This window comes from Bartonella sp. AA83SXKL, assembly GCF_042196965.1.
In the GTDB taxonomy this organism is placed as follows: Bacteria; Pseudomonadota; Alphaproteobacteria; order Rhizobiales; family Rhizobiaceae; genus Bartonella.
On record NZ_JBHIRG010000001.1, the window covers coordinates 220882 to 236547 of the forward strand.

14 protein-coding genes are annotated in these 15666 nt (G+C 37.0%); 7 read left to right on the forward strand and 7 right to left on the reverse strand.

The features are described from left to right. Window positions 1–38: 38 nt before the first annotated feature. Window positions 39–935: a ParB/RepB/Spo0J family partition protein gene (locus ACFINO_RS00770; RefSeq protein ID WP_375642794.1), complete on the forward strand. Its 897-nt coding sequence runs from the start codon at window positions 39–41 to the stop codon at window positions 933–935. A 21-nt stretch (window positions 936–956) separates the two neighbouring features. Here the strand turns inward: ACFINO_RS00770 and ACFINO_RS00775 are convergent, their stop codons facing one another. The 7 genes from ACFINO_RS00775 to dapF form a co-directional block, all read right to left on the reverse strand. Next, window positions 957–1424: a hypothetical protein gene (locus tag ACFINO_RS00775; RefSeq protein WP_375633638.1), complete on the reverse strand. Its 468-nt coding sequence runs from the start codon at window positions 1422–1424 to the stop codon at window positions 957–959. A 154-nt stretch (window positions 1425–1578) separates the two neighbouring features. Further along, on the reverse strand, window positions 1579–2076 hold the full coding sequence (locus ACFINO_RS00780; protein ID WP_375633637.1) for a hypothetical protein: 498 nt from the start codon (window positions 2074–2076) through the stop codon (window positions 1579–1581). 2 nt (window positions 2077–2078) lie between these two features. Continuing rightward, window positions 2079–2840, reverse strand: coding sequence for a hydroxyacylglutathione hydrolase (gene gloB / locus ACFINO_RS00785; RefSeq protein WP_375633636.1), 762 nt, complete (start codon window positions 2838–2840; stop codon window positions 2079–2081). A 62-nt stretch (window positions 2841–2902) separates the two neighbouring features. Then, a complete protein-coding gene (locus ACFINO_RS00790; RefSeq protein WP_375620900.1) occupies window positions 2903–3589 on the reverse strand; it encodes a septation protein A in 687 nt (228 codons plus the stop codon). After that, a complete protein-coding gene (gene ftsY, locus ACFINO_RS00795) occupies window positions 3586–4830 on the reverse strand; it encodes a signal recognition particle-docking protein FtsY (protein ID WP_375654816.1) in 1245 nt (414 codons plus the stop codon). The genes ACFINO_RS00790 and ftsY overlap by 4 nt, the downstream gene beginning before the upstream one ends. 14 nt (window positions 4831–4844) lie before the next feature. After that, a complete protein-coding gene (mtaB, locus tag ACFINO_RS00800) occupies window positions 4845–6128 on the reverse strand; it encodes a tRNA (N(6)-L-threonylcarbamoyladenosine(37)-C(2))-methylthiotransferase MtaB (RefSeq protein WP_375654818.1) in 1284 nt (427 codons plus the stop codon). Further along, window positions 6128–6979, reverse strand: a complete 852-nt coding sequence (dapF, locus tag ACFINO_RS00805; protein ID WP_375654820.1) for a diaminopimelate epimerase — start codon at window positions 6977–6979, stop codon at window positions 6128–6130. Before dapF ends, mtaB begins: the two co-directional genes overlap by 1 nt. Window positions 6980–7204: 225 nt before the next feature. Here dapF and ACFINO_RS00810 point away from each other — a divergent pair, with 225 nt between their 5' ends. From ACFINO_RS00810 to ACFINO_RS00835, 6 genes are all read left to right on the forward strand, one after another. Further along, on the forward strand, window positions 7205–7750 hold the full coding sequence (locus tag ACFINO_RS00810) for an AprI/Inh family metalloprotease inhibitor (RefSeq protein WP_375633631.1): 546 nt from the start codon (window positions 7205–7207) through the stop codon (window positions 7748–7750). A gap of 98 nt (window positions 7751–7848) precedes the next feature. Beyond that, on the forward strand, window positions 7849–9048 hold the full coding sequence (gene zapE, locus ACFINO_RS00815) for a cell division protein ZapE (protein ID WP_375633630.1): 1200 nt from the start codon (window positions 7849–7851) through the stop codon (window positions 9046–9048). A 289-nt stretch (window positions 9049–9337) separates the two neighbouring features. After that, window positions 9338–10300, forward strand: coding sequence for a malate dehydrogenase (gene mdh / locus ACFINO_RS00820; RefSeq protein WP_375617436.1), 963 nt, complete (start codon window positions 9338–9340; stop codon window positions 10298–10300). Between the two features lie 88 nt (window positions 10301–10388). Next, window positions 10389–11585: an ADP-forming succinate--CoA ligase subunit beta gene (sucC, locus tag ACFINO_RS00825; RefSeq protein ID WP_375633629.1), complete on the forward strand. Its 1197-nt coding sequence runs from the start codon at window positions 10389–10391 to the stop codon at window positions 11583–11585. Window positions 11586–11588: 3 nt separating this feature from the next. Beyond that, on the forward strand, window positions 11589–12491 hold the full coding sequence (gene sucD / locus ACFINO_RS00830) for a succinate--CoA ligase subunit alpha (protein ID WP_375617434.1): 903 nt from the start codon (window positions 11589–11591) through the stop codon (window positions 12489–12491). A 163-nt stretch (window positions 12492–12654) separates the two neighbouring features. After that, window positions 12655–15654 carry a 2-oxoglutarate dehydrogenase E1 component gene (locus ACFINO_RS00835; RefSeq protein ID WP_375654822.1) on the forward strand — a complete coding sequence of 1000 codons (3000 nt, stop codon included), beginning with the start codon at window positions 12655–12657 and terminating at the stop codon, window positions 15652–15654. Window positions 15655–15666: the final 12 nt, after the last annotated feature.

A 15666-nucleotide genomic window follows, 5' to 3' on the forward strand; every position in this document is an offset into this window, starting at 1 on the left:
TGTAAAAAATTTTGTAAGAAAATTCAAAGAGCAAAATTATGAACGATGATCTATCAAAAAAAAGACTAGGACGTGGATTAGCGGCATTGATTGGAGATATCAATTTAAACAACAATATTGCACGTTCATCAAGCTTTGATAAATTAAATGAATCCGGTAGTCTTTCTGAGCGATTTATTTCTATTGAAACTATTTCATGTAATCCTCACAATCCTCGGCGTCATTTTACTGAAACAGAGCTTGATAATTTGACACAATCAATTCGTCAACACGGTGTGGTTCAACCGGTTATTGTGAGACCTTTAAGAGATCATCCTCATCGGTTTGAATTGATTGCGGGTGAACGGCGCTGGCGTGCAGCACAACGTGCAAATTTAAGTCAATTACCCGTTATTATTCGTGATGTGGACGATAAAACGGCTTTGGAATTGGCAATTATTGAAAATGTTCAACGTGCAGATCTTAATCCTATCGAAGAAGCAAAGGGATATGAGATGCTTCTAAATGAACATGATTATACGCAAGTAGATTTAGCGCAAGTTATAGGAAAAAGTCGTAGTCATGTTGCAAATACGCTTCGTTTGTTAAAACTTCCAGAAAAAGTACAACAATTCTTAACTGATGGACAACTTTCTGCAGGTCATGCACGTTGTCTTATAACGGTTGATGATCCACAAAATTTAGCTGAGAAAATTATTCGTGAAGGGCTTTCAGTACGTCAAACAGAAATACTTGCATATGAGCAAGCTAATCCTAAAACTAAAAAGCGTACCAATACGGAGAAAGATGCTGAAACAAAATCTTTAGAAAAATTACTTGCAGATGTGATAGGAATGAAAGTTATTATTCGACATGGTAAAAAAGGTGGAGATTTAAAAATACATTACTCTTCATTAGAACAATTAGATGAAATTTGTCGGCGTTTACAAAGTTAATCAATTGTTATAAAAAGTTTTTTAACAGTTATCTTTTAAAATTTTTATTATTCTATACATATGCTCTTTAGCAAATTCTATATTGCTTGGAGGTAAAAAGTTTTTTTCATAAGTAGAATTTCCTTCATCAGTAAGTACATACAATGTCGCTTGAAGTGCTAGGTGAGCAATAACAAACTCTTTCGGTGTTATATTATTTTCTTTTAAAATATTCACAAGTTTTGGATTATTAGAAATATAGGCAGCGTATTTTTCAATATTATCATTATAATTATTGAAATCACTTTTTTTATTTGTTTGTTCTGGTTCTGAAGATAAATTTTTACATTCTATTTTGATTTTTTCCAGCTTTAAAAGAAGATCTTCCGTTAAGGGATAATTTGCAATGAAAGGCGGTATAAAAGAAAGATCATCTATTTCTTGTTTTTTTTCTTGAGCGTATGATGCAAAAGGAAAAATGAAGAAAAAGCACAATAGAAGTTTAAACATGACTAAAAATTATCCTTTCTTTTTTGAATTTCAATAAATATTTTTTCGTCTGTTATTCTTTATTTTTATAAAAACATTTGTTAAATATAATCGAAATAAACCCAATTATTAGGAATGATAAAAACACGGTGATTTTTTAATGTGTCATAGCTGATTAGTTGCTCAAAATGAGTTTTTCACAGTTATCTAAAAGAATTGTCGCTTTAAAAAAATGTTTTTTAACAAATTCAAGATTGTTTAGAAATATAGTATTTTTCTCAGTAGAATATTCCTTTTCAGGTACAAATATGAGAAGCGTTGATATTTCTTTAAGAGCTAAGGTTCCTGAAGCAAAATCTTTCGGTGTTATATTATTTTCTTTTAAAATATTTACAAGTTTTGGTTTACTAGAAATATAGGTAGTGTAATTTTCAATACTAGATTGGATACTAGAATCATAAGTTATAAGATTATTTTTTGTTTCTGGAAGTAAGTTTTTACATTCTTTTTCAATTTTTTCCAGCTTTAAAAGAAAATCTTCTGTTAAGGGATAATTTGCAATGAGAGATGATATAAGAGAAGAATTATCTGTTTCCTTTTCCTCTGCCATTGTTTGTTGAATATGTATCACGAAAAGAAAAAGCAGGAACAAACGTAATACGAACTTACGCATAGTTAAAAATTATCCTTTCTTCTTCGAATTTCAGCAAAGACTTCTTCATCTGTTTCTTCTTCCATTACAAGGTTTCTTCGCAACACACTATCATCCCAGCGGAGAAAGGGATTGGTGGCTTTTTCTTGCCCTAAGGTTACTGGTAAAGTCATAGCGTTTTTTGCACGTAGCAAAAAAACTTCCTCTATTCTTTGGTGGAGTTTTTTATTATGTGGGTCAATTGTTAGTGCGAAAAGAGCGTTATTTTTTGTATATTCATGTCCACAATAAAGAAGTGTTTCATCAGGAAGTTTACGAAGTTTTTTTAAAGAATTCAGCATTTGTGTTGGTGTTCCTTCGAAAAGACGTCCACAGCCCAATGAAAAAAGTGTATCTCCAGCAAAGAGTAAATTCTTTTCAGGAAAATAGTAAGATAATGCGCCTAGAGTATGACCAGGTGTTGAAAGAGCTAAAAGAAGGTGTGAGCCAAAAGAAAAACTTTCATCAGGTTGAAGTGTTTTATCAAGATGATTGATCTTTTCTTTTTCTGCTTCTGGTCCGATAACCGTAGCGTTGTAAACTTGTTTTAATTCTGATAGGGCTTCTACATGGTCGTGATGATGATGAGTTACAAAAATAGTGTTAAGTGTCCAATTGCGGCGCTTTAAGGCATTGTGAATCGCTTTGCCTTCAGGAGCATCTATTGCAGCTGTCATACCACTTTTTTCATCATGAAGGAGTACACCGAAATTGTCTTCTCGACAAATAAACTGTTCAATCAACATATTTTTTCTCGTGAACAGTGTTTGGCGATGAATCTATAAAATAATCGGTAGTGATGATTTTTTTAAGAATCAGATTTGTCCTCTTCTGTAAAAAGTCCTTTTGAATGTTTTATAATTATAGGCATTTGGGTAAGCATGAAAAGGACTGTTATAGGCATGACGCCAAATACTTTGAAACTTGTCCAGAAATTATCGCTAAAATTACGCCAAATTATTTCATTCAAAATGGCAAGAAAAATGAAAAAAAACGCCCAACGATAGGTAAGTTTTTGCCAACCTAAATCATCAAGTTTTAAGGTAGAATCAAGAGCATAACGTAAAAGTGGTTTTTTAAAAAACATCCCACCAAAAAGTATAAAAGCAAATAAGCTATTAATGATTGTTGGTTTCATTTTTATGAAAGTTTCATTATGAAGCCAGAGAGTTAGAAAGCCAAAAACTAAAACAAATATTCCTGAAATAAGAGGCATAATAGGAATTTGTCTTGCAAGGATCCATGATAAGCTTAGGGAAATAATAATAGCCACCATAAAAATAGCTGTTGCAGGGAAAATAGGCTTACTAAAATTTTGAAAAAATCCAATGTTTTTTATCAGCCATTCTCCCTTATAATTGGCAAAAAAGAAGGCAACCAATGGACCCATTTCCAAAAGAAACTTAAGTGTTGGTGAGAGAGAAATTTTTTTATTGTTATTCATCTTTTTTTCAGAATTATTGTGTAAATTAAGATTAGATAAAGGCTGTTTCATGCGTGTTTTCCTGCAATAGTTTCGGCAAAGTCAGAAGCAGAAAAGGGTTGAAGATCTTCAATATCTTCTCCTATACCGATAAAATAAACGGGTAATTTATATTTTGCTGCTATAGCGACAAGAATTCCTCCTCGTGCAGTCCCATCTAGCTTTGTCATAACTAAACCATTAACACCAGCAATATCACGGAAAATGTCCACTTGGTTGAGTGCATTTTGTCCGGTTGTTGCATCAAGAGTTTGAAGGATTGTGTGGGGTGCTTGGGGGGTGTGTTTTTTTAAAACACGAATAATTTTTGCCAACTCATCCATTAATTCAGATTTATTTTGTAAACGCCCTGCTGTATCAATAATTAATACATCACTGTTTGTTTTTTTTGCTTTTTCATAAGCATCAAATGCTAAGCTGGCGGCATCTGCACCCAATTTTGTCGAAATAACAGGAGAATTGGTACGTTCACCCCAAATGTGTAGTTGCTCAATAGCGGCGGCTCGGAAAGTATCACCAGCTGCCAGCATAACTTTTAATCCCCCTTCTGTTAATTTGGCTGAAAGTTTTCCAATAGTTGTCGTTTTTCCAGTGCCATTTACACCTACCAGCAAAATAACATGAGGTTTATGGCTGAGATCAAGTTCTAATGGTATTGCAACAGGTTCCAGAACTTTTTTGACTTCATCAGCTACAATAGTATGAATATCATCTGGGGAGAGGTTTTTTCCGTAACGACTGGAAGCTAAAGTATTTGTGATACGTGTTGCCGTCTCTACACCTATGTCAGCTTGGATAAGAATATCTTCGAGCTCTTGCAATGTATCTTCATCAAGTTTTCTTTTAACAAAGAGATCGCCAATTGATCCGCTTAGGCGTTGTGAAGAAAGGGATAGGCCTTTTTTAAGGCGCCCAAACCACGCTGTCTTTTTTTGTTCAACAGAAGGTTCAGATAAAATTTCTTCATTCTTTTTTTTACGGATGTTGTCTGTGACAATAATTTTACCAGAAAAGGGAATTTTATCAGAATGGGATTCTAGAAATGGAGATTTTTCATCATATTTTGTAAGTATTGACTCTGGATTTTTTGTTTGTTCTTCTTTTTCTGTGTCTATAGAAATTTGATTATTTTTTGTCTTTTCATTATTTTCTTCTATTATATCGCTTTTATCAGGAATAGAAATTTGTTGTTCTATTTCTTGCTCTTGAGATTTGTTAAAAGAGAATATTTTTTTAATAAAAGATTTAGTCATAAGAATTCTCCTGCTCAAGCAGCGTTTAATTTTGGAAGGACAGCAATCAATTTATCGCCATCATGATCAACGATAAGGGCTTGAACAATTGTTCCTGCTTTTGCACCTTTAACTTGTACAAGAGTATAATCTTCTGTTCGTCCGATTTCATCTTTTTCAACGAGAATTGTTTGTAGACTGTTTTGTAAATGAGCAAGATGCTTTTGGTAAGCCATATCACCTGCTTTACGCAATTTTTCAGCACGCAGCTTAACTATTTTACGGTTGATTTGTGGCATACGTGCGGCAGGTGTTCCTTCTCTTGGACTAAAGGGGAAGACATGGAGATGGGTTAAATTACAGTCTTTGATTAAGGCAAGACTATTTTGAAACATCTCTTCTGTTTCTGTAGGAAAACCAGCAATTAAGTCGGCACCATAAACCATTGTAGAACGTTTGGTACGCAATTCTTGGCAAAATTGAATGGCATGTTCGCGCAGATGACGCCGTTTCATCCGTTTTAAAATCATATTATCACCTGCTTGCAAAGATAAATGCAAATGGGGCATGATTCTTGTTTCATAAGCTAAAAGATTTATGAGTTCTTCGTCTGCTTCAATAGAGTCAATAGATGAGAGGCGTAATCGGGCTAAGTCAGGGACATGATGCAAAATAGCTGAAGTTAATTTTCCTAGAGTAGCTTTTCCAGGAAGATCGTGGCCATAACTTGTAAGGTCAACACCTGTAAGGACCACTTCTTGGATACCCCCACCTATCAGCTTTTTAATTTGTTCTATGACAGCACCCATGGGAACTGAACGAGATGGTCCTCGTCCATAAGGAATAATGCAAAATGTACAGCGGTGATCGCATCCGTTTTGTACCTGTACAAAAGCGCGGGTGCGCTCTTGCATTGCACTGACCATATGTGGAGCAATTTTTTGTACTTCCATAATGTCATTGATATGCACCTTTTCAGAATGATTAATACCAAAATCAGGAAGTTGACGATAAGAATGAGCGTGAAGTTTATCTTCGTTTCCTAAAACAATATCTACTTCTGTCATTGAGGCAAAATTTTGTGCTTCTGTTTGGGCTGCACACCCTGTTACAATGATACGCGCATGAGGATTTTCACGTCTTGCTTTGCGGATAGCTTGTTTTGCTTGTCGTACGGCTTCGGCAGTGACAGCACAGGTATTAAAGATAATAGCACCATCTTTAAGCTGATCTAGCCCTGAAGAAGTACTTTCTTTGCGAATGATTTCCGATTCGTAGCTATTAAGTCGACAACCAAAAGTTACAATTTCTATTGCCATCAGGAGTGATCCTTTTTGTAGCACCCTGTTAAAGGGCTTAAAAAACCACTAAAGTGATATTTAATTGGTCCTGTCATGATAATATGATCGTCTTCTCGGTAAAAAATATTAAGTGTTCCCTTTGGTAAATTTACATCAACATGGCGCTCTGTAAGTCCACGACGATAAGCAGCCACTGCACTTGCACAAGCAGCACTCCCACATGCTTGTGTTAATCCTGCCCCTCGCTCCCATGTACGTAAATTTAGACTTTTCTTTGACGTTATGCAAGCAATGGAAATATTGCATCGTTCGGGAAACAGGGGATCATGTTCAAGTTTTGGCCCATATTTTTCTAATGGAATATGTTGAATATCATTTTCAACAAAAAAGATAGCATGGAGATTGCCAATGGATATGAGACAAGCGTCTTTTATGGGACCAGCCATAATTTCTACGTGATTGGTATCAACTATTTCACGTGAAACAGGCATCTCTTTTGCATTGAAATTTGGGCATCCCATATCAACAGAAATGAGATTATCGGTTTGGTATTTTCCTTCAATAATTCCAGCGGGAGTTTCTAAATGAAATTTTTCACCAAAATTGTGATCTTTAAGCCATGCGATGACACAGCGGGTACCATTGCCACAAGCTTTAGCCATTGATCCGTCGGCATTCCATATTTCTATGCAGAAGTCGGCTTTTTTTTGGGTTGGTGTGTGGATAGCCATGATTTGGTCAAAATGCATTTCAGGATCTGCCGACAAAGCAAGGATTGCTTGTGGTGTAAGAGCGTATGTGCTTTCACGCATATCAACAACAATAATTTGATTTCCAAGACCGTCCATTTTGCTAAATGGCGTTTTCATGAAACTTCTCTATTTCTAATGATTACTTATAAAAAGATATATGACTGAAAATATTATAAATTTCTAGTGTTTAATAAATATAAAATTGGGTACATAAATTATTTCTTTTAAAATAAGTGATTTTAACCTGTTTTTTTTAATTTGTTAATTTATCTTTGTAACTATAACAAATATTCGCTTAATTTTTTTGTGAACTTATTTATTGTCGTGGGAGAGAGTACAGACATGGCGTTTTCAAAAGTTTCGTTTTTCGTTGCACTATCAACTGTAATGTTTTTAGGGGGGTGTTCAACAACACGGTTTGATGGTAATGACGATGGTAACGCATTAGAAGTTTTTTATCCATCTCAAAAAATGACAATATTAGAAGCGTCTGATCTGTCGTCTACTTCTTCGTCGATATCTGAAGATGCAAACGCTCCGATGTATGAAAAAGGAGATTCTCAGAGCGATGGACGAATGGCTAGTCTCGAATTGCCAAGCAATGCCACTGATTTATTTCCTGCAAGTATTGCTGGGGTATGGAATCTTTCTATGGGAGGAAAAGTTTGCCGGATTGCAACTCCACAAACAAAGTTTGGACAAGGGTACCGTGCTGGTCCTTTACACTGTCCAGGAATTGTTTCCCAAGTGAGATCGTGGGCTGTTAAAGGAAAAAGATTATATTTTTATAATAACTCTGGACGTGTTATCCTCGTTCTTTATTCTTCAAATGTTGATCGTTTTGAGGGACGTACACTTGATGATCATCCCGTTATTTTAAGTCGTTAAATCATTTTTGATCGTTTATGACAAACTAAACTAGACGGACAGATTCTTGAAAAGTATTTGTATTTTTCATTGAGGTCGGTTTGAAAAAGGTTTTTTGGATGATTCTCGTTTCAACACGTTATAAGGAGCTTGTCGCTAAAGGAGAGGTTTGTTTTGATCCCGCTCAATTAGCTATAACAGAATATTTTGATCATTTATTAAAAAAAATTGCGGAACAAAATATCTCTCATTCTTTGCCTTGGATATTTTGCTCTTTCTTTAACAGAATATTTAAAAGGAAAAAACAAAATATTTCTTGCGTTGTAAAACAAGGAGATGAAACAGTTTTTTTTCAGGGACTGTATATTTATGGTGAAGTAGGACGGGGCAAAACCATGCTGATGGATTTGTTCTTTTCTTGTTTGCCTAAAGTTCATAAAAAGCGTGCCCATTTTAATGATTTTATGGCTGATGTGCATGAGCGTATTAATTCTTATCGTCAAGCATCTGGGTGTACAAAATTTAAACAAGATAATCCTATTTTAGCTGTTGCTAAAGATCTTGCACGAGAAGCAAAAGTACTTTGTTTTGATGAGTTTAGTGTAACGGATATTGCTGATGCTATGGTATTGGGGCGGCTTATTTCTGCTCTGTTTGATAAAGGAATTTTCTTTATTGCGACTTCAAATGTGGCGCCGGATAACCTTTATTGTAACGGTTTGAATCGTGAGCTCTTTTTGCCTTTTATTCAAGTTTTGAAAGCATATGTTCGTGTTGTTAATCTTGATGCAAAAACAGATTATCGCCTTGAAAAATCAAATCTACAACAGATGTATGTATCGCCGTTGGGGGTCCAAGCAAATGAATATATGGATCAAGCATGGGCACTTGTATTGCAAGGACATAAGGAGATGTCTGATGAGCTTTCTATAAAAGGGCGCTTTATTCCTATTCCGCGCTTTGGTGCAGGATGTGCTCGTTTTGATTATGGGGATTTATGTGCAAAGCCTTTGGCCGCGGCTGAATATTTGTTATTAGGAGAGCATTATCATACGATTTTTATTGATAATGTACCGGTCATGGATGATACATGTCGCAATGAAACAAAACGGTTTATTTTGCTTATTGATATTCTTTATGAGCGGCATATACGGTTGTTTATGTCGGCAGCCGCAGGGATAGGGGATTTGTATAAAGGGCATGCGCAGATTACGGAAACATTTGAATTTCAAAGAACACAATCACGTCTTTTCGAAATGCAAAGCTACGATTATTTAAAACTTTGGGAAGAACATTTTCTTTTGAAGAAGAAGCATTGATTATACTTTTACCTTTACGTAAACTGTCAAAACAATAACTTTTTGAAATTAAAGAAATATAATAATTCTGTTGTATTTTTTTTAAATTCACTTTATCGATACATCGTGATAATTTTCTAATAGTTGTTTCAGCGGAGGGTTGTTGTTTCTGTAAGGAGATAAATTTGTAAATTTCATTTCTTTACTCCTTTTTATGATATTGTTTGAATATGGTTGAAGTCAAAAATATTCAGTATACGGACGTTGATTGGGTGTGCGCTGAATGATCTAAAAGTTAGGAAAAAATAAAATGGCACGGAAAAAAATAGCTCTCATTGGTTCAGGTATGATTGGTGGTACTTTAGCACATATTATTGGGCTTAAAGAGCTTGCTGATGTGGTCTTATTTGATATTACAGAAGGTGTGCCACAAGGTAAGGCTCTAGATATCGCCGAATCTTCTCCCGTTGATGGTTTTGATATCAGTCTAAAAGGTGCTAATGCTTATGAAGCAATTGAAGATGCTGATGTTGTTATTGTAACAGCAGGTGTTGCGCGAAAACCTGGTATGAGCCGTGATGAACTTTTGGGCATTAATTTAAAGGTTATGGAACAAGTTGGAGCTGGAATTAAAAAATACGCTTCTTCAGCGTTTGTTATTTGTATTACCAATCCCCTTGATGCGATGGTGTGGGCATTGCAGAAATTTTCAGGTCTCCCTACACATAAAGTAGTTGGTATGGCTGGTGTTCTTGATTCAGCGCGTTTTCGTCATTTTTTATCTGAGGAATTTAAGGTCTCTATTAGAGATGTGACAGCGTTTGTTTTAGGGGGGCACGGTGATACAATGGTTCCTCTCGTGCGTTATTCAACAGTTGGTGGTATTTCTTTGCCTGATCTTATAAAGATGGGCTGGACAACACAGGAAAGAATTGATCAAATTATCCAGCGTACCCGTGATGGCGGTGCAGAGATTGTTGGTTTATTAAAAACAGGTTCTGCTTATTATGCACCAGCAGCTTCTGCTGTTTCTATGGCTGAGGCCTATCTAAAGGATACTAAGCGTGTTGTGCCTGTTGCAGCTTATCTTTCAGGAGAATATGGGGTTAATGATACCTATGTTGGGGTACCTGTTGTACTTGGTGCAGGTGGTGTTGAACGAGTCATTGAAATTGATCTTGACAAAGAAGAAAGAGGTGCTTTTGATCATTCAGTAAATGCGGTTAAAAAGCTTTGTGAAGCTTGTATTGCTCTTGTACCTAGTCTCAAGTAAATTGAACAAGATTTAATTCATTAAAATAAGTATTTAGAATGTTAAAACTTTAGGATTAATAAGATCCATAAAAGAAAAGGACAAATGCATGAATATCCATGAGTATCAGGCCAAACGTCTGCTTCATGAATATGGAGCACCAATTGCAAATGGTGTCGCTGTTTATTCTGTAGAGCAAGCTGAAAAATGGGCGGAAAAATTGCCTGGACCTCTCTATGTGGTTAAAAGTCAGATACACGCTGGTGGTCGTGGTAAGGGTAAGTTTAAAGAACTTGGTCCTGATGCAAAGGGTGGTGTTCGGCTTGCACAATCTGTTGAAGAAGTTGTTGCAAATGTTCAAGAAATGCTTGGAAAAACTTTGGTAACCAAACAAACTGGTCCAGAGGGTAAGCAGGTCAACCGCCTTTATATTGAAGATGGTGCCGATATTGAACGGGAGCTTTATCTTTCACTTTTGGTTGATCGTAGCGTTGGTCGAATTGCTTTTGTTGTTTCAACAGAAGGTGGAATGGATATTGAAACGGTTGCTGAAGAGACACCAGAAAAAATATTCACGCTTCCCATTGATGCTGTAGAGGGTGTTACTTCAGCTGATTGTGCAAGACTTTGTGATGCGTTGAAACTACAAAGTAGTGCGCGAGAAGATGGTGAAAAGCTTTTTTCGATTCTCTATAAGGCATTTTGTGAAAAAGATATGAGCCTTTTAGAAATCAATCCGCTTATTGTGATGAAAGATGGTCACTTGCGTGTTCTTGATGCGAAAGTTTCTTTTGATAATAATGCTCTGTTTCGTCATCCAGATATTTTAGAATTGCGCGATCTTTCAGAAGAAGATCCAAAGGAAATAGAAGCATCAAAGCATGATCTTGCTTATGTTGCTCTTGAGGGTACGATTGGTTGCATGGTTAATGGTGCTGGGCTTGCTATGGCAACAATGGATATCATTAAGCTTTATGGAGCAGAGCCAGCGAATTTTTTGGATGTTGGTGGTGGAGCATCAAAAGAAAAGGTGACAGCTGCTTTTAAAATTATTACGGCCGATCCAAATGTTAAGGGCATTTTAGTTAACATTTTTGGTGGTATTATGCGTTGTGATGTCATTGCTGAAGGTGTGGTTGCTGCTGTTCGTGAGGTTGGTTTAAAGGTTCCCTTGGTTGTTCGTCTTGAAGGTACTAATGTTGAGCAAGGTAAAGCAATTATCAATGAGAGTGGTTTGAATGTTATTCCTGCTGATGATTTAGATGATGCTGCCCAAAAAATTGTTGCAGCCGTGAAGGGAGCTTAAGCTATGTCAATTCTTGTGAATAAAGAGACAAAAGTTCTAGTTCAAGGGCTTACAGGAAAAACAGGAACATTTCATACAGAACAGGCGCTTGCTTATCATGGTACGCAAATGGTTGGTGGCGTTAATCCTAAAAAGGGTGGAGAAACATGGGAAGGTTCAAAAGGCGAAACTCTTCCTATCTTTGCTAATGTTGCAGAAGCAAAAGAAAAAACAGGCGCGGATGCTTCCGTTATTTATGTTCCTCCTGCAGGGGCTGCGGCAGCTATTATAGAGGCTATAGAAGCTGAAATTCGTTTAATTATCTGTATTACGGAAGGTATTCCCGTTATGGATATGGTTAAAGTGAAGGCGCGATTAGAAAACTCAAAGTCTCGTCTTATTGGTCCTAATTGTCCCGGTATTCTTACACCAAATGAATGTAAAATTGGTATTATGCCTGGTTCTATTTTTAGAAAAGGTTCTGTTGGGGTTGTCTCGAGGTCGGGAACTTTAACTTATGAAGCCGTTTTTCAGACGAGTCAGGAAGGTCTCGGACAAACAACTGCTATAGGGATTGGTGGTGATCCTGTTAAGGGTACTGAATTTATTGATGTGTTGGAAATGTTTTTAGCGGATGATGAAACTCAGTCTATTGTTATGATTGGTGAGATTGGTGGTTCTGCTGAAGAAGAAGCAGCACAGTTTTTGCAAGATGAAGCAAGAAAAGGTCGTAAAAAGCCAGTTGTTGGCTTTATTGCTGGCCGTACGGCTCCTCCAGGACGTACAATGGGACATGCTGGTGCTGTTATTTCTGGTGGTAAAGGTGGAGCAGAAGATAAAATTGCGGCAATGGAATCAGCAGGGATTTGTGTGTCTTCTTCGCCATCACAGATAGGTAAGACTTTGATGTCAGTTTTGAAAGGCTAAAAGAAAGTTTCACCTGAATAAGAAAAGGTTCTTAGATTCAGGTGAAAAAGCTTGAGTATAAAAAGGTAAAACTTTTTTGAATGTTCGAATCACTGCTTGTTTGTAAGCATTTAAAGGTCAAAAAGAGATATAAGGAGACGGAATAAATGTTCCGGAGAAGTATATGGCAAGGCAGGACGAAATAAATAGCCTTTTTGCACAGACATCATTTCTTTATGGTGGGAATGCGGATTATATAGATCAACTTTATGCTCAATATGAAAAAGATCCTACCAGTGTTGATTCACAGTGGCGTGCTTTTTTTGAAGGACTTCATGATAATAAAGAAGATGTTCTTAAAAATGCTGAAGGAGCAACATGGCAGCGTGATCATTGGCCATTAAAAGCAGAGGGTGAATTGATTTCTGCTCTTGATGGTGATTGGTCTTCTCTTGAAAAATATTTTGGCGATAAATTAAAGGAAAAAACAATAACATGTGCTGCACAAAAGGGAAAAACTTCCAGTGAACAAGATATTATTCGTGCAACACGTGATTCCGTTCATGCAATTATGATGATCCGTGCGTTTCGAGAACGGGGACATCTTCATGCGCAACTTGACCCTCTTCAATTAGCCGAAAAACAAGAAGATTATAAGGAACTTTCTCCAGAAGCTTATGGTTTTACTCCAGCTGATTACGAGCGTCCCATTTTTATTGATAATGTTTTAGGGTTGGAATATGCAACTATTCCCCAAATGCTTGAGATTCTCAATCGTACCTATTGTTCAACAATCGGTGTGGAATATATGCATGTTTCTGATCCGGTTCAGAAAGTATGGCTTCAAGAACGCATTGAAGGGCGAGATAAAAAAAATTCTTTCACACACCAAGACAAGAAAGCTATTCTGAATAAGCTTATTCAGGCAGAGGGATTCGAACAGTTTTTAGACACTAAATATAAAGGCACAAAGCGTTTTGGACTCGATGGTGGTGAGGCGCTGATTCCCGCTCTTGAGCAGATTATCAAATGTGGTAGTGCTTTGGGGGTTAGGGAAGTTATTTTAGGGATGGCCCATCGTGGTCGTTTAAATGTTCTTTCACAAGTTCTTGCCAAACCGCATAGGGCTATTTTTCATGAATTCAAAGGGGGATCTTACAAGCCTGATGATGTGGAGGGATCCGGTGATGTCAAATATCATTTGGGAACTACCGCTGATCTGGACTTTGATGGTAAAAAAGTTCATTTATCGCTGTTGGCCAATCCATCTCATCTTGAGATTGTTGATCCGGTTGTTATGGGAAAAGCACGTGCTAAACAAGATCAACTTATGGGACATGCGCATACTGATTTACTCCCATTAAGTGAGCGTTCAAAAGTGATGCCATTGCTTATTCATGGTGATGCCGCTTTTGCAGGACAAGGCGTTATCCAAGAAACTTTTGGTCTTTCAGGTCTTAAAGGTTATCGTGTTGCAGGCTCACTTCATGTTATTATCAATAACCAGATTGGTTTTACAACATCTCCACGTTTTTCACGTTCTTCGCCTTATCCATCAGATGTCGCAAAAATGATTGACGCACCAATTTTCCATGTGAATGGTGATGATCCTGAGGCAGTTGTTTTTGTTGCCAAAATAGCAACAGAGTTTCGCCAAATTTTCCATAAACCAGTGGTTATTGATATGTTTTGTTATCGCCGTTATGGGCATAATGAAGGTGATGAACCTTCCTTTACGCAGCCGCTTATGTATAAAGCAATACGTAATCATAAAACAACACTTCAACTTTATAGTGACCAATTGGTAGCAGAAGGAATGGTTACTTCAGAAGAGATTGAGCAACAAAAAAAATTATGGCGCGATAAGCTTGAAGGTGAACTTGAAGCAAGTGCTTCTTATAAACCTAATAAGGCTGATTGGCTTGATGGAAGCTGGACGGGACTCAAAGCTTTTAGTAGTTCTGATGAGCAGCATTCTAGAACAACTGGTGTTGAATTAAAAACTTTAATGGAAATTGGTCAGAAAATTGTTGAAATTCCGGCAGATTTTCACGTTCACAAAACCATTCAACGTTTTTTAAATAATCGTGCTAAAATTTTTGAAACCGGTGAGGGTGTTGACTGGGCAACTGCTGAAGCTTTAGCTTTTGGTTCACTTTGTTTGGAAGGAGCACCGGTTCGTCTTTCCGGTGAAGATGTTGAACGGGGAACTTTTTCACAACGTCATTCAGTTCTTTATGACCAAGAAAATGAGGCGCGTTATATTCCTTTGAACCATTTACAAAAGGGGCAAGCGCTTTATGACGTTGTTAATTCTATGCTTTCTGAAGAAGCTGTTCTTGGTTTTGAATATGGATATTCTCTTGCTGAACCACGAGGATTAACACTTTGGGAAGCACAATTTGGTGATTTTTCTAATGGTGCACAGGTCATTTTTGATCAATTTATTTCATCCGCAGAGCGTAAGTGGCTTCGTATGTCTGGTCTTGTGTGTTTATTGCCTCATGGTTTTGAAGGGCAAGGGCCGGAGCATTCTTCTGCACGTTTAGAACGGTTTCTTCAACTTTGTGCGGAAGATAATATGCAGGTTGCTAATTGTACAACCCCTGCAAATTATTTTCATATTTTGCGTCGACAAATTAAGCGTGATTTCCGGAAGCCATTGATTTTGATGACACCGAAATCACTTTTACGTCATAAGCGAGCTGTTTCTTTTCTAAATGAAATGGGGCCAGAAACAAGTTTCTGTCGTGTGTTGCTTGATGATGCAGAATGTCTCAAAGATTCTGTCATTAAATTGCAAAAAGATAATAAGATTCGCCGTGTCGTTCTTTGTACTGGTAAGGTTTATTACGACCTTTATGAAGAACGTGAAAAAAGGGGTATTGATGATGTTTACCTCCTTCGTGTTGAACAGCTTTATCCTTTTCCTGCAAAAGTTTTGGTGAATGTATTATCGCGCTTTTTGCAGGCGGAAGTTTTTTGGTGCCAAGAGGAACCAAAAAACATGGGGGCTTGGTCATTTATTGAGCCTTATTTGGAATGGGTTTTGACGCATATTAATGCGCAATATTCACGTGCTCGTTATGCAGGACGTCCTGCGAGTGCGTCACCGGCCTCTGGGTTAATGGTGAAACACCTTGAACAACTGGCTGCGTTTCTTAAAGACGCGTTAGGTTCTTAATTTATTACTACT